We start from the raw sequence: 17,965 nt of genomic DNA on the forward strand, positions 1-17,965 counted from the left end.
GCAGGCGCAAACTCACGCAGCCGGGTCGTCGATCGCCTTCTTCATGCGCGAGACCGGTACCCGGATGCCGGGCAGATCGAGATCGAACCGTTCCTGCACGACGAAGCCGCAGGAGACGTACAACGGTTCGCCCGGCAGCGTCGAAACCAGTTCGAGCGTGGCGAAACCGGCGCGCCGTGCCGCCGCGACGCAGGCATCCATCAGTTGCCGCCCAAGTCCGCGACGGGCCATCGCGGGATCCACGAAGAAGGCGCGGATGCGCGCCGCTTCCCTGTGCGGATCGAGCCGGGGATCGGGCCCCGCCTTCGCCTGGTCGCCACCGAACAGCGTGCGTCGCATGCTCCAGCCGCCGCAGGCAACGATGCGTTGGCTGTCTTCGATGACGAAATAGGTCTGGTCGTCGATCAGCTGCGTGTCGACGCCGAACACGTGGCGCGTGATCGCTTCGGCCTGCTCCGGCGAGTAGTAGCCCGCGCTCAGCGCCAGGCCCGACAGGGCGATGAGCGCCTGCAGTTCGGCGATGTCGGCGTGCGTGGCAAGACGAAGTTCCGGCATTGCAGCGCTCCGGGTGATCGCTACGCGCCGGTCCTAGCCACGGTTGGCGACGCCATGCGGCACGTGCCCGGCCGCGACATGGTCGCGCGCCGAGACGATGTTGTGCTCGGAGTCGTCGAAGAAGATGTCGGCACCGAACGCCTCGAGGAACGGGCCCTTCGCGCGCCCGCCGAGGAACAGCGCCTCGTCGAGGCGGATGCCCCAGTCGCGCAGCGTGCGGATCACGCGTTCGTGCGCAGGCACCGAGCGCGCCGTTACCAGCGCGGTGCGGATCGGCGAGGACTCCCCCGTCGGGAAGGCTGCTTGCAGGCGGTGCAGCGCATCGAGGAAGCCGCGGAACGGCCCGCCCGAGAGCGGCTCGCCGGCATGGGCGCGCTCGTGCGCCGCGAACGCGGCCAGGCCGCCCTCGCGCGACACGCGTTCGCCTTCGTCGTCGAAGATCACCGCATCGCCGTCGAAGGCGATGCGCAACTGGTCGTGGCGCTGCTGCGGTGCCTTCGCCGGCAGCAGCGTCGCCGCGGCGATGCCCGCCGCCAGCGCGTTGCGCACGTCTTCGGCGTGCGTGGACAGGAACAGGTCGGCACCGAACGGACGGATGTACGGATACGGGGCGGCGCCGTTGCTGAAGGCGGCGCGCTTGATCGCCAGGCCGTGGTGCGCGATCGAATTGAAGATGCGCAGGCCGGTGTCGGCCGAGTTGCGCGAGATCAGGATCACTTCGACGCGCGGCGCCTCCGGCGGCGCACCCTCGTTAAGGACCAGCAGCTTGCGCACCAGCGGGAAGGCGATGCCGGGCTCGAGGATGTCGTCTTCGTGCAGGCGCTGGAAGTCGGCATAGGCGTCGATGCCCTCGCGCTCGAACAGCGCGTGGCTGTCCTCCATGTCGAACAGGGTGCGCGAGGAGATGGCAACGATCAGCGGATTGGCGTCACGGTCGGGCATGGAGGGATGGTACGACGGGATGGTCTCAGTGGTTGCGATGGACGGCCGGTCGTCAGTTGTCAGTCGGTGGGTTGGTGCTCGCCATCCCGTCAGCCTTCAACGGCCGAATGGCTGGTCAAGTCGGGAGCGAGCTTTCGAAGCAACTGCAACGGCTGGATCCCGGCTTTCGCCGGGATGACGAACAAGGGCAGTCAACTGCCAACTGACAACCGCCTAACCGCTGGTGAACTGCTCCGCGAGGATCCGCTCTTCCAGGTTGTGCTCGGGATCGAACAGCAGCGTCACCGTGCGATCGCGGGATTCGCGGATGGTGACTTCGACGATGTCGCGGACTTCGTGCGAATCGGCGGTGGCGCTGACCGGGCGCTTGAACGGGTCGAGCACGCGGAAGCGCACTTCGGTGTCGGCCTTGAGCACCGCGCCGCGCCAGCGCCGCGGCCGGAACGCGGCGATCGGGGTCAGCGCGATGACGTTGGCGCCCAACGGCAGGATCGGTCCATGTGCGGAGAAGTTGTAGGCGGTGCTGCCCGCGGGCGTCGCGACCAGCACGCCGTCGCAGATCAGCTCGTCCAGCCGGGTCTGGCCGTTGAGGTCGATCGACAAGTGCGCGGCCTGGCGCGTCTGCCGCAGCAGCGAGACTTCGTTGTAGGCCAGCGAGCCGACGGTGGCGCCCGATTCGGTCTGCGCGACCATTTCCAGCGGGCGCAGCATGGCGGGCTCGGCCGCGTGGATGCGCTCGATCAGGTCCTCGCTGCGCTGGTGGTTCATCATGAAACCCACCGTGCCCAGCTTCATGCCATACACCGGCTTGGCCAGGCCCGCGTGCCGGTGCAGGGTCTGCAGCATGAAACCGTCGCCGCCCAGCGCGACGAGGACGTCGGCCTCGGCCGGCGGGTGGTCGCCGTAGCGCGCGGTCATCTCCGCAAGCGCGCGTTGCGCCTCGTCGGCAGGACTGGCGAGGAAGGCAAGACGTGGCGTCGCGGTCATCGGCGGCTCCGTTGCGATGGCGCGAGCATAACCGCGCTTGGAGTCGACTTCACGTCAGGCGCGAAAAAGGCGGGCCGAGGCCCGCCTTCTCCATTCCAACGTGCCGGCGAACCGGCACGAGACCATCACCCGCGAGAAGCCAGCTGCGACAAGCGCTGCACCGCCACCGAAGCCGTCGGGTAATCCAACGACTTCTGCGCGGCCAGTTCGTTGAGCATCGCCAGGGTGAAGCGCAGCGAGGCGTCGTCGCGCTGCAGCCAGTTCTGCACCTTCGCTTCGGCGTTGTTGCCCGGCATCGACAGGGCCTGGCCGACCAGCGTGCGCTGCTGCGTGGCCAGTTCCTCGCGCAGCACGCCGCGCGCGACCGCGTGCCAACGGCCGTCGACCGCCAGGTTGTCGATCTGCGTGCTCAGCCACGGCAGGTTCAGCGCTTCGCCCAGGCGGAAGTGCACCTTGGCGACGTCGACCACCTTGAGCTTGCGCTCGCGCGCGATCTCGATGACGTCGCAGGCCGGTTCCATGTACGGCAGCGCGGACAGCTGCAGGGCCAGGTCGTTCGGCACGCCCTTCGCCTTCCACTCGCGCAGCGCCGCCTCGTAGCCCGGACGCTGCAGCGGGCCGAGGATGTTCTCGCCCGCGCGGATGTCCTTGTAGCCGTCGAAGTAGCGGTTAACCGCGGTGGCGATGTCCGGGATCGCACCCGGGCGCGACAGCAGCCAGCGCGTGAACGAACGCTGCAGGTTCCAGATCACCTGCAGGGCATCGATCTGCACCGACTCGTGCACCTTGCCGTCGAGGCCGTCGATCTGGGCCCACAGGGCGCGCGCATCCAGCGTCTCGCGGGTGATGGTGAACGCCTTGGCCACTTCGCCCGGCGTGCGGCCGCTGTCTTCGGTCATGCGCAGGGTGAAGGTCGCGCCCATGCGGTTGACCATCGAGTTGGTCACCGCCGTGGCGATGATCTCGCGCTTCAGGCGGTGGCCTTCCATCGCCTTGGCGTACTTCGCCTGCAGCGGTTGCGGGAAGTAGCGGACCAGCTCCTTCGACAGGTACGGATCTTCCGGCACGTCGGATTCGGCCAGCTGCTGGAACAGCACGATCTTCGAGTACGACAGCAGGATCGACAGCTCCGGCCGGGTCAGGCCCTGGCCGCGCGACTTGCGATCGACCAGCTCGGCGTCGGTCGGCAGGAACTCGATCTGGCGATCGAGCAGGCCCTGCGATTCCAGCGTGCTGATGAAGTGGCGCTTGGAACCCATGCGCGACAGGCTCATGCGTTCCATCAGGCTGATCGCCTGGTTCTGGCGGTAGTTGTCGGCCAGCACCAGCTGGGCGACCTCATCCGTCATCGACGCCAGCAGCTTGTTGCGCGCGTCGAAGGTCAACCGCTTCTTCTGCACTTCGCCGTTGAGCAGGATCTTGATGTTGACCTCGTGGTCCGAGGTATCCACGCCGGCGGAGTTGTCGATGAAGTCGGTGTTGAGGCGCACGCCGTGCAGCGCGGCTTCGACGCGGCCGAGCTGGGTCAGGCCCAGGTTGCCGCCCTCGCCCACCACCTTGCAGCGCAGCTCGTTGCCGTTGACGCGCAGGGCGTTGTTGGCGCGGTCGCCGACCTGCTGGTTGGTTTCGCTGGTCGCCTTGACGTAGGTGCCGATGCCGCCGTTCCACAGCAGGTCGACCGGCGCCTTGAGGATGGCGTTCATCAACTCGTTCGGGCTCAGCGCGGTGACGCCATTCTCGATGCCGAGCGCGGCGCGGATTTCCGCCGATACCGGGATCGACTTGGCCGAACGCGCGAACACGCCGCCACCCTTGCTGATCAGCTTCTTGTCGTAGTCCTCCCACGACGAACGCGGCAGCTTGAACATGCGGTCGCGTTCCTTGAACGAGATCGCGGCATCCGGGTTCGGGTCGAGGAAGATGTGGCGGTGGTCGAACGCGGCCAGCAGGCGGATGTGCTTACTCAGCAGCATGCCGTTGCCGAACACGTCGCCCGACATGTCGCCGACGCCGACGACGGTGAAGTCTTCCTTCTGGCTGTCGCGGCCCATGGCGCGGAAATGGCCCTTGACCGATTCCCAGGCGCCACGCGCGGTGATGCCCATGCCCTTGTGGTCGTAACCGACCGAGCCGCCCGACGCGAACGCGTCGTCCAGCCAGAACTTGTGCGCCGCCGCGATGCCGTTGGCAATGTCGGAGAAAGTCGCCGTGCCCTTGTCGGCGGCGACCACCAGGTACGGGTCGTCACCGTCGTGGCGCACGACGTTGGCCGGATGCACGATCTTGCCGTCCGGCGTGATGTTGTCGGTGATGTCGAGCAGGCCGTTGATGAAGCGCTTGTAGCAGGCCACGCCTTCGTTGAACCAGGCATCGCGGTTCACCGCCGGATCCGGCAGCTGCTTGGCGTAGAAGCCGCCCTTCGAGCCGACCGGCACGATGACCGTGTTCTTCACCATCTGCGCCTTCACCAGGCCCAGCACTTCCGTGCGGAAGTCCTCGCGGCGATCCGACCAGCGCAGGCCGCCACGCGCGACCGGGCCGAAGCGCAGGTGCACGCCCTCCACGCGCGGGCCGTACACGAAGATCTCGCGGTACGGGCGCGGCTTGGGCAGGTCCGGCACCTTGGCCGGATCGAACTTGAAGCTGACGTAGTCGGAAGGGCCGCCGTCGACGCGCCTGCCATCCTTGTACTGGATGTAATAGCTGGTGCGCAGGGTGGCGTCGATGACGCCGAGGAAGCTGCGGAAGATGCGGTCTTCATCGAGGCTCGACACGCGGTCGAGCAGCGCCTTGAACGCGTCGCGCGTGGCTTCGAGCTGCGCGTCGCGCTTGCCGGCGCGTGCTTCTACCACCGGCAGCACCGCCGTCATCAATGCGGCATCGCCGTTGGCGAGCGCGGCCAGCTGCGCGTGGAAGCGCTCCATGCCCGCCTTGATCTCGGCCTTGCTTTCGCTGCCGGTGCACGGGTCGAACTTCGCTTCGAACACTTCCACCAGCAGGCGCGCGAGGATCGGATAGCGTGCGAAGGTGGCTTCGACGTAGCTCTGCGAGAACGGCACGCCGACCTGCAGCAGGTACTTGCAGTAACCGCGCAGCATCGCGACCTGGCGCCAGGACAGGCTGGCGCCGAGGATCAGGCGGTTGAAGCCGTCGTTCTCGGCGTTGCCACGCCAGATCTGGGCGAAGGCGTCCTCGAAGTTCTCGTCGAGATTGGCCAAGTCCAGCTCCGCGCCGGTGGTCTCGACCTCGAAGTCCTGCACGTAGAACACCTGGCCATCGACCGACAGGCGATACGGGTGTTCGGAGATCACCCGCAGGCCCATGTTCTCCATCATCGGCATCGCATCCGACAGCGGGATGTCGTCGTTCTGGCGGTAGAACTTGAAGCGCAGGCCACCCGCGCCCTTGTGGGCGCGGTGCAGGCTCAGGCGCAGGTCGTCCGGGCCGGTCAGCGCGGCGAGGTTGGCGATGTCCTGCGCGGCGACGGCGGCGCCGACCTCCTCGATGTAACCGGTAGGCAGCGCACGGCCGTAGCGGTTGGCCAGCACGAGGCCTTCGTGCTCGCCGTGGCGTGCGACGAGTTCCTCGCGCAGGTCGTCCTGCCAGTTGCGGATGATGCCGGCGAGGCCGGCTTCGATCGCGGCGTTGTCGACGTCGACCACGTCACCCGACTTCGGCCGCACGACCAGGTGCAGCTGCGCCAGCGGCGATTCGCTGAGCTGCACGTTGGTGTCGACGTACTCGCCGTGCAGCATGTCCTTGAGCATCGCCTCGATGCGCAGGCGCACGTCGGTATTGAAGCGGTCGCGCGGGATGTAGACCAGGCCGGAGAAGAAGCGGCCGTAGCGGTCGCGGCGCAGGAACAGCTTGCTGCGCACGCGCTCCTGCAGGCCGAGGATGCCGGTGGTGGTGCGCAGCAGCTCCGGGCCGGTGGACTGGAACAGCTCGTCGCGCGGCAGGGTTTCCAGGATGTGGCGCAGCGCCTTGCCGCTGTGGCTGGTCGGCGCCAGGCCCGACTGCTGCATCACGTACTCGTGGCGCTGGCGCACCAGCGGGATGTCCCACGGGCGACGGTTGTAGGCGCTGGAGGTGTACAGGCCGACGAAGCGCTTCTCGCCGACGGCCTTGCCCTTGGCGTCGAAGTCGAGCACGCCGATGTAGTCCATGTAACCGGGGCGGTGCACGGTCGAGCGGGCATTGGTCTTGGTCAGGATCAGCGCATCTGCCCCGACCTTCTTGTTGACGCTGTGCGCCGGCAGCGACTTCACCGAACGCGGGCGACCCGCGTCGTGGCCGCGCATCAGGCCCAGGCCCGTGCCATCGATGGCGCGCAGGACTTCATCGTCGCCCTGCTTGGCCACTTCGTACTCGCGGTAGCCGAGGAAGGTGAAGTGGTTGTCGGCTGCCCAGCGCAGGAACTCCTGCGATTCATGGCGCGCTTCGGCGTCCGCCGGGAACTTGCGCGAACCCAGCTCGTCGGCGACCTCACGCATGCGGTCGCGCATCTGCGCCCAGTCGCGCACGATCGCGCGCACGTCGGCCAGCGAGGTCTCGATCGCCTGCTTGATCTTCGGCATGTCGTCCGCGGCCTGGCGATCGATCTCCAGGTGCATCAGCGATTCGGGCGTACCGTTGCCCACGGCCACGAGCTTGCCGGCCTTGTCGCGCTGGAACGTGACCACCGGGTGGCCGAGCACGTGCACGCCGATGCCCTGCTCCGCCAGCGCCATGGTCACCGTGTCGACCAGGAACGGCATGTCGTCGTTGGCGACCTGCAGCACCGTGTGCGCGGATTCCCAACCATGGCTCTTGAGCGTCGAGTTGAACAGGCGCACCAGCGCCGTGCCCGGCTTGCGCGCGCGGGCGAAGTCGAGGAAGTCGACCGCCAGCGCCGCCCAGCCGTCCGCGCTGTGCTGCGGCAGCTCGTCCTCGCTCATGCGGCCGTAGAACTCATTGATGAACGCCTCGCCCTCGGCATGGCGCGCCTTCGGCAGGCGCTTGCGCATGGCGGCAAGGATGGGCTCGAGCGAAACGGCCTGGCTCTCGTTGGCGGGCGCCGACTTGGTGGCGACAGGCTTGGCAGCGGCAGGTTTGGCGGTCGCCTTGCTGGCGGCCTTGCGCGGAGCTTTGGGTGCGGTGCTCATGGCAACGTGGGAATCCGTCCGTTAGTTGGGTTAGTGCAAATACGTAAGTGGTTCGGCAAAGCAATCAGGCCCGCGGTGCTGCCGCGGGCCTTTCGGAAAAACTGCTTCAGCGCAATCCGGTTTCGTTGCGCGCGATGACCAGGCGCTGGATCTCGCTGGTGCCTTCGTAGATTTCGGTGATCTTGGCATCGCGGAAATAACGCTCCAGCGGCATTTCCTTGGAGTAGCCCATGCCGCCATGGATCTGCACGGCCTGGTGGGTGATCCACATGGCGGCCTCGGAGGCTGTCAACTTGGCGATGGCGGCTTCGTTGCTGAACTTCGCGCCACCCTTCTCGAACTCGCCCTTCTGCCACGCCGCACGCAGTGTAAGCAGCGTGGCCGCGTCGAGTTTGCACTTCATGTCGGCGATCTTGGCCTGGGTCATCTGGAACGTGCCGATCGGCGCACCGAAGGCCTTGCGCTCCTTCACGTACTCGATGGTCTTCTCGTAGGCGGCGCGGGCGATGCCCAGCGCCTGCGAGGCGATGCCGATGCGGCCGGCGTCGAGCACGCTCATGGCAATCTTGAAGCCCTCGCCTTCCTGGCCCAGCACTTCGTCGGGCTGGACCACGTAGTCGGCGAACTCGATCTCACAAGTCGCCGAGGCGCGGATGCCCAGCTTCGGCTCGGTCTTGCCGCGGTGGAAGCCGGGCTTGGCAGTGTCAATCATGAACGCGGTGATGCCGCGCGCGCCCTTGTCGGCATCCGTCATCGCGAACAGCACGATGTACTTGGCGACCGGGCCGGAGGTGATCCAGCTCTTCTTGCCGTTGACGATGAAGGTGCCGTCGGCCTGCTTCACCGCCTTGCAGCGCATCGCGGTCGCGTCGGAACCCGACTGCGGTTCGGTCAGCGCGAAGGCGCCGATCTCGCGGCCCTCGGCGATCGCGCGCACGTACAGCTGCTTCTGCGCCTCGGTGCCGAACTTCAGGATGCCGTTGCAGAACAGCGAGTTGTTGACGGAAACAATCGTCGAGTGCGCGGCGTCGCCCGCGGCGATCTCGATCATGGCCAGCACGTAGCTGATCGGGTCCATGCCCGCGCCGCCGTACTCGGCCGGCACTTCGATGCCCATCAGGCCGTTTTCACCGAGGGTCCGGATGTTCGCCAGCGGGAATTCGCCGGTCTGGTCGTGGTGCTCGGCGCTTGGCGCGATCTTTTCCTGCGCGATGCGGCGCGCCACGTCCTGGATCATCAACTGTTCTTCGGTGAAGCGGAAATCCACGTCGGTACCCTTTTGTGACTCGGCGAAGACGCGAATTGTAGCCCTCGGCGCGAAATAACCCCAGCGCATCTGCCCGCGTCCGGCTTGACCCGCCGCCACGCCCGGCCCACACTTATCTCTATATCGCGATAGGTTGATAAAAGGCCCCAATCCATGGATCTCGAAGGCTGGTCCTCTCGCCTCAAGGTTTTCGCCGACGCCACCCGCGTCCGGCTGCTCGCCCTGCTCGAACGCGAGGAACTGACCGTCGCCGAACTCTCGGCGATCACCCGGCTCGCGCAGCCGCGCGTGTCGACCCACCTGTCCAAGCTCAAGGAAGCCGGGCTGGTCCGCGACCGCCGCTCCGGCGTGTCCGCGTACTACCGCTTCGACGAAGCCGCGCTCGACGCCGCCCAGCGTGCGCTGTGGCAGACCCTGCGCGAAGGCAGCGACGACCCGCTCCTGCGCCAGGACCGCGACCGCGTGACGGCGGTGCTCGCCGCCCGCGCCAGCGAGCAGAACTGGGCCGATTCCGTGGCCGGCGACATGGAGCGCCATTACTCCCCCGGCCGCACCTGGGAAGCCCTGGCTCGCTCGGCCCTGCCCCTGCTGCAACCCGGCGACGTGCTCGACATTGCCTCCGGCGACGGCGTCCTCGCCGAGCTGCTGGCGCCGCACTCCAACCGCTACGTCTGCCTGGATTCGAGCACCAAGGTCGTGCTCGCGGCATCCGAGCGCCTGCGCAAGCTGGAGAACGTCGAGGTCCGCGAAGGCGACATGCACGCGCTGCCGTTCGCGGCCGCGCAGTTCGACCTGGTCGTGCTGATGCATGCACTCACCTACTCCGAGCACCCGGCGCAGGCCGTCGCCGAAGCCGCGCGCATCCTGCGCCCGGGCGGGCGCCTGCTGCTGAGCAGCCTGGCCCGGCACGAGCACCGACACACGGTCGAGAGCTACGGCCACGTCAACCTCGGTTTCGCCGAGAAGGAACTGCAGAAGTTCGTGACCAAGGCAGGCCTGGACATCACCAGCTGCGAAACCGTCACCCGCGAACGCCGCCCGCCCCACTTCGAAGTCATCACCCTGATGGCGCACAAGCCGGCCGAAGCCGGTTCCGCAACCCGCAAGAGCAGCAAGAAGCACTGAAATGAGCACCCTCCCCTGGCTCCATCCCGCCCGTGTCGAAGCGCTGCAACGCCTGCTGCGCGAGCGCATCCTCATCATCGACGGTGCGATGGGCACCATGATCCAGCAGTACGAGCTGCAGGAAACCGACTACCGCGGCACCCGCTTCGCTGCCGGCTACGACGGTCAGCACGCGCCGGACGACCACGCCCACGGCGAGAGTTGCGGCTGCGCGCGCGACCAGCGCGGCAACAACGACCTGCTGAGCCTGACCCGCCCGGAAATCATCCGCGAGATCCACGCCCAGTACCTAGAGGCCGGTGCCGACCTGGTGGAGACCAACACGTTCAACTCGACCACGGTCTCGCTCGAGGACTACAAGCTCCAGCACCTGGCGCGCGAACTCAACGAAACCGGCGCGCGCCTGGCCCGCGAGGCCTGCGACGCCGCCGAAGCCCGCGATCCGTCGCGGCCGCGCTTCGTGATCGGCGTGCTCGGCCCGACCAGCCGCACGGCCTCGCTGAGCCCGGACGTGAACCGCCCCGGCTTCCGCGCGATCACCTTCGACGAGCTGCGCGTGGCCTACCGCGAAGCCACCGACGGCCTGATCGACGGCGGAAGCGATGTGATCATGGTCGAAACCATCTTCGACACGCTCAATGCCAAGGCCGCGCTGTTCGCGATCGAGGAAGCGTTCGATGCACGTGGCGCGCGCCTGCCGGTGATGATCTCCGGCACGATCACCGATGCCTCCGGCCGCACGCTCTCCGGACAGACCGCGGAAGCGTTCTGGTACTCGCTGCGGCATTCGCAGCCGCTGTCGATCGGATTGAACTGCGCGCTCGGCGCCAAGGACCTGCGTGCGCACGTCGACGTGCTGGCGCAGGTCGCCGACACCTTCGTCAGCGCGCACCCGAATGCGGGCCTGCCCAATGCGTTCGGCGGTTACGACGAAACGCCGGAAGACATGGCCGGCATGCTGCGCGAATTCGCCGAATCCGGCCTGCTCAACCTCGTCGGCGGCTGCTGCGGCACCACGCCTGCGCACATCGCGGCGATCGCCCACGCGGTCTCCGACCTCCCGCCACGGCAGGTGCCGCAGCTGGTGGACGCGGCCTGATGTCGCAGCCCCTCCCCCGCCAGACGCGCCTCAGCGGCCTGGAACCGCTGCAGATCACGCCGCAGAGCAACTTCGTCAACGTCGGTGAGCGCACCAATGTCACCGGCTCGGCGCAGTTCAAGAAGCTGATCCTCGAAGGCCGCTACGACGAGGCCATCGTGGTGGCGCGCCAGCAGGTCGACAGCGGCGCACAGGTCATCGACGTCAACATGGACGAGGGTCTGCTCGATTCCGAACAGGCGATGGTGACGTACCTCAACCTGATCGCGGCCGAGCCGGACATCGCCCGCATCCCGGTGATGGTCGACAGCTCGAAGTGGAGCGTCATCGAGGCCGGACTGAAGTGCCTGCAGGGCAAGGGCATCGTCAACTCGATCTCGATGAAGGAAGGCGAGGCCGAGTTCCTGCGCCAGGCGCGGCTCGTGCGCCGCTACGGCGCGGCGGTCGTGGTCATGGCCTTCGACGAGGTCGGCCAGGCCGACACCATCGAGCGCAAGGTCGAGATCTGCACGCGCGCCTACAGGCTGCTGACCGAACAGGTCGGCTTCCCGCCCGAAGACATCATCTTCGACCCGAACGTGTTCGCGATCGCCACCGGCATCGAGGAGCACAACGATTACGCGGTGGCCTTCATCGAGGCCTGCCGCGAGCTCAAGCGCCGCCACCCCTTCAGCCATATTTCCGGCGGCGTCTCCAACGTCTCGTTCTCGTTCCGCGGCAACGAGCCCGTGCGGCAGGCGATCCACGTGGTGTTCCTGTACCACGCGATCAAGGCCGGCATGGACATGGGCATCGTCAATGCCGGCGCCCTGCCCCTGTACGACGACCTCGATCCGCTGCTGCGCGAGCGCGTCGAGGACGTGGTGCTCAACCGCCGCGCCGACGGCACCGAACGCCTGCTGGAGATCGCCGACCGCTACAAGGGCAAGAAGGGCGAAAAGAAGGTCGAAGACCTGGCCTGGCGCGAGAAGCCGGTGCGCGCGCGCCTGTCGCATTCGCTGGTGCACGGCATCGACCAGTACATCGAAGCCGACACCGAGGAGGCCCGCGCGCAGTCCACGCGCCCGCTCGACGTGATCGAAGGCCCGCTGATGGACGGCATGAACGTGGTCGGCGACCTGTTCGGTGCCGGCAAGATGTTCCTGCCGCAGGTGGTGAAGTCGGCGCGGGTGATGAAGAAGGCCGTGGCCTACCTGCTGCCCTTCATCGAGGCCGAAAAGCTGCGCACCGGCGATGTCGGCAAGTCCAATGGCCGGATCGTGATGGCCACGGTCAAGGGCGACGTGCACGATATCGGCAAGAATATTGTCGGCGTGGTTTTGGCCTGCAACAACTTCGAGGTCATCGACCTGGGCGTGATGGTGCCGGCGCAGACCATCCTCGACCGTGCGAAGGCCGAGAACGCCGACCTGATCGGCCTGTCCGGCCTGATCACGCCCTCGCTGGAGGAAATGAGCCACGTGGCGCGTGAGATGCAGCGTCAGGGCTTCCAGATGCCGCTGCTGATCGGCGGCGCGACCACGTCGCGCGCGCACACCGCGCTGAAGATCGATCCGCACTACAAGGCGCCCACGGTGTGGGTGAAAGACGCCTCGCGCGCCGTGGGCGTGGCCCAGTCGCTGATCAGCGCCGACCTGCGCGCGCCGTTCGTCGCCGCCAACGACGCCGATTACGCCGAGATCCGCGAGCGCCACAAGCAGCGCGGCGACGGCAAGCGGCTGGTGTCGCTGGACAAGGCGCGCGGGCAGAAGTTCGATGGCGGCTGGAACGACTACGTACCGCCGGTGCCGAAGCAGCCGGGCCTGCACGTCCTCGACGACTACCCGCTGGCGGAACTGGTCGCCTACATCGACTGGACGCCGTTCTTCAACACCTGGGAACTGGCCGGCAAGTACCCGGCCATCCTCACCGACGAGATCGTCGGCGCGCAGGCCACCGAGCTCTTCCGCGACGCGCAGGCGATGCTCAAGCGCATCGTCGCGGAGAAATGGCTGACGGCGAAAGCCGTGTTCGGATTGTGGCCGGCGCAGTCGAGCGGCGACGACGTCACCGTCGACATCGACGGCAAGCCGGAGCGGTTGTGCTTCCTGCGCCAGCAGGTGGACAAGCCGGCCGATCGCCCGGATTTCTGCCTTGCCGACTTCATCGCACCACGGGACTCCGGCACGCAGGACTGGATCGGCGGCTTTGCCGTCACCGCCGGCATCGGCATCGAGGAGCACGTGGCGCGCTTCGAGGCCGACCACGACGACTACAACGCGATCCTGCTCAAGGCACTGGCCGACCGTTTCGCCGAAGCCTTGGCCGAGCGCCTGCACGAGCGCGTGCGCAAGGAATTCTGGGGCTACGCCACCGATGAAACCCTCGGCAATGACGCATTGATCGACGAGGCGTACCGCGGCATCCGCCCTGCCCCCGGCTATCCGGCGTGCCCTGAGCACAGCGAGAAGGCGACGCTGTTCCGGCTGCTGGATGCCGAGCGCAACGCCGGGGTGAAGCTCACCGAGAGCTTCGCGATGTACCCCGCGGCGGCGGTGTCGGGCTATTACTTCAGTCATCCGCGCAGCCAGTATTTCGTGATCGGGCGGGTGTCGAAGGAGCAGGTCGAGGACTACGCCAAGCGCAAGGGCGTGTCGTTGGCGCAGGCGGAGCGCTGGCTCGCGTCCAACCTGGATTACGATCCGGAGTAACGCGGTACGAATCGAGCAGCATGACCGGACTCTCCAACGCCGAATTCATCGAGCGGCACGCCGCCCCCGGTCGCGTCGGCCTGTGCGGTGGCAGCGACACCATCAACAAGCTCATCCGCAAGGCGCAGGCGCCGCTGACCGCCGATGGCCACCGCAGCCTGTGGTCGCACGCCTTCGTCTTCAGCGAACGGCGCAGCGACGGCCACTGGTGGGTGATCGAGTCGGACCTGGACGTGCGCTTCAAGCAGGTCCGCCTCGGCGTGCAGGAAAACCGCGCGTCGCGCTACTTCGACGCGGAGGCGTTCCCGAACCTGGCGATCCTGGATTTCCACCTCGATGCGCAGCAGGCCCGCCAGGTGCAGGTGGCGGCGCTCGACCTGCTGTCGGGCCTGTCGAGCTACTCGCTGCGCGAACTGGCCGGCACCCTGCTGGCGATGCACAGCACGCGCCTGCGCGGACGCGACAACCTCCTCGCCCAGGAAGGCGCGTTGTACTGCTCGGCGCTGGTCCAGCACTGCTACGCCGCCGCGGGCCTCGAATTCCTGCCCGGCGTGCACGGCAAGAACGTGGCCCCGCACGACATCGACGCCTCCCCCCTGCCGCACGCCTCGCACCGCCTGATCCGCGACCTCGGCATTTCGAAGGTGCGCCGGGGAATCGCCCGCCTGATCTGAGACAATTTCCGCACGGCCGGAACGTTGAATCCTCGGGGTATGGCAGTGCGGGCAAGCAGGCGGGCTTTCGTTACCCTGGCGGACGCCGTCGAGCGGCGCGCCGACAACTACCTGGCGTTACGGCACCTCGCCGCGCTCCTGGTCATTTACGGCCACAGTTATGCGCTGAGCCGCAACCCGGATCGCGCGATCGACCTGGTCGAGCGGCTGATGCCCGGCTTCTACGCCGGCAGTTTCGCGGTCTATCTGTTCTTCGCGATCAGCGGCTTCCTGATCAGCCTGAGCCTGCTGCGCAACCCGGGCGTGCTGCGTTACGTCCGCAACCGGCTGGCGCGCGTGTTTCCGGCGTACTGGATCAGCCTGCTCGTGTGCGTGTTCGCGTTCGGACTGGCGTACACGACGCTGTCCACGGGCGAGTACCTGCGCTCGGCCGGGACCTGGGCGTTCGTGGCGGACAACTGGCTTCCGATCACGTTCACCTGGCACCTGCCCGGCGTGTTCGATGGCAACCCGCTGCCCAAGGTCGTGAACGGCGCGCTCTGGTCGCTGGGCCTGGAAGTGCGCTGGTACGCCTACTTCGCCCTGCTCGCCGCGCTGACCGTCGTACGGCGGCGCTGGCTGTTCACGCTGCTGGCGCTGGCCCTGGTGCTGTTCGGGGCCTGGGAATGGTGGACCGGCAAGCCGGACGCCAACCACTACCGCGCCCTGTCCCAGACCTACCTGATCGCCGCGCTGTGTGCGCATTGGCGGGATCGCATTCCGGTCGCGCACTGGCTGATGGCCGCATTCGTGCTGCTGATGGCGTTGGCGCACGGCAGCCGCTGGTTCGGTCCCGCCACCGTGGCCGCCGCGATCTACTTCACGTTCTGGGCGGCCTATGCGTTGCCGGCACTGCGCTGGCCGGAACACCGCGACTACTCCTATGGCCTGTTCCTCTACGGATTCCCGGTGCAGCAGGCGCTGATTGCCTCGTTCCCGCAGATCCCGCCGCTGGCGCTGTTTCCGGCGGCGACCGCCGGCGCACTGGTGCTTGCCGCCTTGTCATGGCACCTGGTGGAGCTGCCGGCCCTGCAGTGGAAGCGGCGGCTGCAACCGCAGCTGGCGGCGGCAACGTAATCCGGATTACCAGACCAGGTCGTCGGGCACCTGGTACTGCGGATCGGCGTAAGGATCCTCTTCGGCCGGCGCGTTGGGGTCGACCCGGAGCGCGATGGCCTGCGGGAAGATGTCCGCCGCCTGCGCGACCAGCTCCGCGGTCACCAGCAGGTAACGTCCATCCAGCTGCAGCACGCCGAGTTCACCGGCGTTGAGCGCCTTGAGCTGCTCGGCGGTGACATAGACCCGCTTGATCTTGCCGCCGTAGGGGAAATGCCGGGCGATCTCCGCATCGGCGACGTTGAGCCCCTTGTCCTTCACCAGTTCGGTGAGCTTCGCGCGCGCTTCGCGACGCTTGCGCGCCTCTTCCTGCCTCGCCGCTTCGGCGGCGATGCGTTCGTCCTTCTCGTGCTGGGCGCGGATGGCGTAGGCCTTGGCCAGGTCCATGCCTTCGCCACCGCGCGGCTTGGGCTTGGCGCCCGGCTTGTGCCCCGGTCGCTGCTGCGGCTTGCCCGCCGCCTCGTGGGGCCTGCGCCCCGGTTGCGGCTTGCCCTGCGGCGTAACGGGCTTCTTGCCCTGGGGACGTTCGGGCTTGGGCGCCGGCTTGAAGCCGAGGCCAAGCAGCTGATCGCGGAGGCTATCGCTCATTGCAGATTACGGCGTGCGTGGGAGGTCAATTGCGTGGGGTTCAATAATGCGGCGGCGGCGGTTCCAGCGACGCATCGCCGGTCACCGGGGCCGCGGAAAGCGTACTGCGGATGGTCTTCAGTTCTTCCAGCGCGCGATGCAGCAGCAGCGCGGTGCGTGCCTCTCCATCACGCGCGGCGGCCAGGGCGTCGCTGAGCTCGATCAGCGCCTGTTCCTGGAAGGCGACGCGCATTTCCAGGTCAACCAGGCGCTGCTGGAATTCTTCAGGAGTCATCGCTATCCGCTCAGGCCGTCGGCTTGCCGCTGACCGAACGGCCACGGCCGATGCCGTAATAGGCCAGGCCCGCCTGCTCGACTTCGCGCGGCTCGTAGAGATTGCGGCCGTCGAAGATCACCTTGTCGGCCAGGGTCGCTTCCAGGCGACCGAAATCCGGGCTGCGGAACTGCTTCCACTCGGTGACCACGACCAGCGCATCGGCGCCTTCCAGCGCCTGGCGCGCGGATTCGCACAGCAGCAGGTCGTCGCGCTCGCCGAAGATGCGCTGCGCTTCGTGGCTGGCTTCCGGATCGTAGGCACGGACCCGGGCGCCGGCGTCCCACAAGCGGGCGAGCAAGGTACGGCTGGAGGCTTCGCGCATGTCGTCGGTGTTGGGCTTGAACGCGAGGCCCCACACGGCAATGGTCTTGCCGGCCAGCTTGCCGCCGTAGTGCGCGTCGAGCAGTTCGAACAGGCGGTGCTTCTGCCGCGCGTTGACGGCTTCCACGGCGCCCAGGATCTCCGCCGCATAGCCGTACTGCTTCGCGGTGCGTTCCAGCGCCTGCACGTCCTTCGGGAAGCACGAGCCGCCATAACCCGCGCCCGGGTAGATGAAGCTGTAGCCGATGCGCGGATCCGAACCGATGCCGTGGCGCACGTGCTCGATATCGGCACCGACGCGCTCGGCGATGTTCGCCATCTCGTTCATGAAGCTGATCTTGGTCGCGAGCATCGCATTCGCGGCGTACTTGGTCAGCTCCGCGGAACGCACGTCCATCGCCACGATGCGTTCGTGGTTGCGGTTGAACGGCGCGTACAGGCGCTTGAGCTGTTCGATCGACGCGGGACTGCTGGCGCCGATCACGATGCGGTCCGGACGCATGCAGTCCTTGACCGCATCGCCCTCCTTGAGGAATTCGGGGTTGGAGGCGACGTCGAACTCGATCTGCACGCCGCGTGCCGCCAGCTCTTCCGCGATCACCGCACGCACCTTGTCGGCGGTACCGACCGGCACGGTGGACTTGTCGACGATCACTGCAGGGCGCGACAGGTTCTGGCCGATCGTCCTGGCCACCGCGAGCACGTACTTGAGGTCGGCGCTGCCGTCCTCGTCGGGCGGCGTGCCCACGGCGATGAAGATGGTGTTGCCGTGCTGGATCGCCGTCGCCGCATCGGTGGTGAAGTGCAAACGGCCGGCGGCGTGGTTGGCCTTCACCATCGGCTCCAGGCCGGGCTCGTAGATCGGGATCACGCCGTTGTTGAGCCCGTCCACCTTGGCGGCATCGATATCGACGCAGACGACGTCGTGGCCGACTTCAGCCAGGCAGGTTCCAGTGACGAGGCCGACATAGCCGGTGCCGAAGATGGTGACGCGCATGTGTGGGTTCCCTTGCGGATGGCGTGGTGGGGTCGCTTCATCCCGCGTCGCGGACGGCCGCCGCGACTCCAGGCAACGGCTGCTCCACCCGGAGGTGAAGCAGCC

The 17,965-nt window shown here is 67.4% G+C and carries 13 protein-coding genes; 5 read left to right on the forward strand and 8 right to left on the reverse strand.

Translation table 11 applies throughout. The features are described from left to right. Positions 1 to 12: 12 nt before the first annotated feature. The 5 genes from H8B22_RS00710 to H8B22_RS00730 all read right to left on the reverse strand — a co-directional run bounded on the left by H8B22_RS00710 (position 13) and on the right by H8B22_RS00730 (position 8,964). Positions 13 to 555, reverse strand: coding sequence for a GNAT family N-acetyltransferase (locus H8B22_RS00710; protein WP_187712261.1), 543 nt, complete (start codon positions 553 to 555; stop codon positions 13 to 15). 33 nt (positions 556 to 588) lie between these two features. Further along, positions 589 to 1,497 (reverse strand): 5'-nucleotidase, encoded by a 909-nt coding sequence (locus tag H8B22_RS00715; protein WP_187712262.1) that lies wholly within the window; start codon positions 1,495 to 1,497, stop codon positions 589 to 591. Positions 1,498 to 1,710: 213 nt separating this feature from the next. Next, complete coding sequence (locus H8B22_RS00720; protein WP_187712263.1) at positions 1,711 to 2,484, reverse strand: NAD kinase; 774 nt, start codon at positions 2,482 to 2,484, stop codon at positions 1,711 to 1,713. Between the two features lie 125 nt (positions 2,485 to 2,609). Beyond that, entirely contained in the window at positions 2,610 to 7,628 is a 5,019-nt protein-coding gene (locus H8B22_RS00725) for an NAD-glutamate dehydrogenase (protein ID WP_187712264.1), read from the reverse strand. A gap of 106 nt (positions 7,629 to 7,734) precedes the next feature. Further along, a complete protein-coding gene (locus H8B22_RS00730; RefSeq protein WP_343204063.1) occupies positions 7,735 to 8,964 on the reverse strand; it encodes an acyl-CoA dehydrogenase family protein in 1,230 nt (409 codons plus the stop codon). An 84-nt stretch (positions 8,965 to 9,048) separates the two neighbouring features. Here H8B22_RS00730 and H8B22_RS00735 point away from each other — a divergent pair, with 84 nt between their 5' ends. Genes H8B22_RS00735 through H8B22_RS00755 form a run of 5 tightly spaced genes read left to right on the forward strand, consistent with a single transcriptional unit; the run spans position 9,049 to position 15,599 of the window. After that, complete coding sequence (locus H8B22_RS00735; RefSeq protein WP_187712266.1) at positions 9,049 to 10,020, forward strand: ArsR/SmtB family transcription factor; 972 nt, start codon at positions 9,049 to 9,051, stop codon at positions 10,018 to 10,020. A 1-nt stretch (position 10,021) separates the two neighbouring features. Continuing rightward, the gene (locus H8B22_RS00740) at positions 10,022 to 11,119 is read left to right on the forward strand and encodes a homocysteine S-methyltransferase family protein (RefSeq protein ID WP_187712267.1); all 1,098 of its coding nucleotides are present in this window, start codon (positions 10,022 to 10,024) and stop codon (positions 11,117 to 11,119) included. After that, on the forward strand, positions 11,119 to 13,809 hold the full coding sequence (gene metH, locus H8B22_RS00745) for a methionine synthase (protein ID WP_187712268.1): 2,691 nt from the start codon (positions 11,119 to 11,121) through the stop codon (positions 13,807 to 13,809). Before H8B22_RS00740 ends, metH begins: the two co-directional genes overlap by 1 nt. A gap of 20 nt (positions 13,810 to 13,829) precedes the next feature. Beyond that, the gene (locus H8B22_RS00750) at positions 13,830 to 14,483 is read left to right on the forward strand and encodes a hypothetical protein (RefSeq protein WP_187712269.1); all 654 of its coding nucleotides are present in this window, start codon (positions 13,830 to 13,832) and stop codon (positions 14,481 to 14,483) included. Positions 14,484 to 14,522: 39 nt separating this feature from the next. Continuing rightward, on the forward strand, positions 14,523 to 15,599 hold the full coding sequence (locus H8B22_RS00755) for an acyltransferase family protein (protein WP_187712270.1): 1,077 nt from the start codon (positions 14,523 to 14,525) through the stop codon (positions 15,597 to 15,599). 6 nt (positions 15,600 to 15,605) lie between these two features. Here H8B22_RS00755 and H8B22_RS00760 read toward each other — a convergent pair whose 3' ends face one another. Genes H8B22_RS00760 through H8B22_RS00770 form a run of 3 tightly spaced genes read right to left on the reverse strand, consistent with a single transcriptional unit; the run spans position 15,606 to position 17,860 of the window. Further along, positions 15,606 to 16,226, reverse strand: coding sequence for a DUF2058 domain-containing protein (locus tag H8B22_RS00760; protein WP_187712271.1), 621 nt, complete (start codon positions 16,224 to 16,226; stop codon positions 15,606 to 15,608). Between the two features lie 40 nt (positions 16,227 to 16,266). Next, entirely contained in the window at positions 16,267 to 16,500 is a 234-nt protein-coding gene (locus tag H8B22_RS00765) for a SlyX family protein (RefSeq protein WP_187712272.1), read from the reverse strand. 10 nt (positions 16,501 to 16,510) lie between these two features. Next, the gene (locus H8B22_RS00770) at positions 16,511 to 17,860 is read right to left on the reverse strand and encodes a UDP-glucose dehydrogenase family protein (protein WP_187712273.1); all 1,350 of its coding nucleotides are present in this window, start codon (positions 17,858 to 17,860) and stop codon (positions 16,511 to 16,513) included. Between the last annotated feature and the right edge of the window lie 105 nt (positions 17,861 to 17,965).

Origin of the sequence: Lysobacter terrestris (assembly GCF_014489475.1) — a bacterium.
GTDB lineage: Bacteria > Pseudomonadota > Gammaproteobacteria > Xanthomonadales > Xanthomonadaceae > Agrilutibacter > Agrilutibacter terrestris.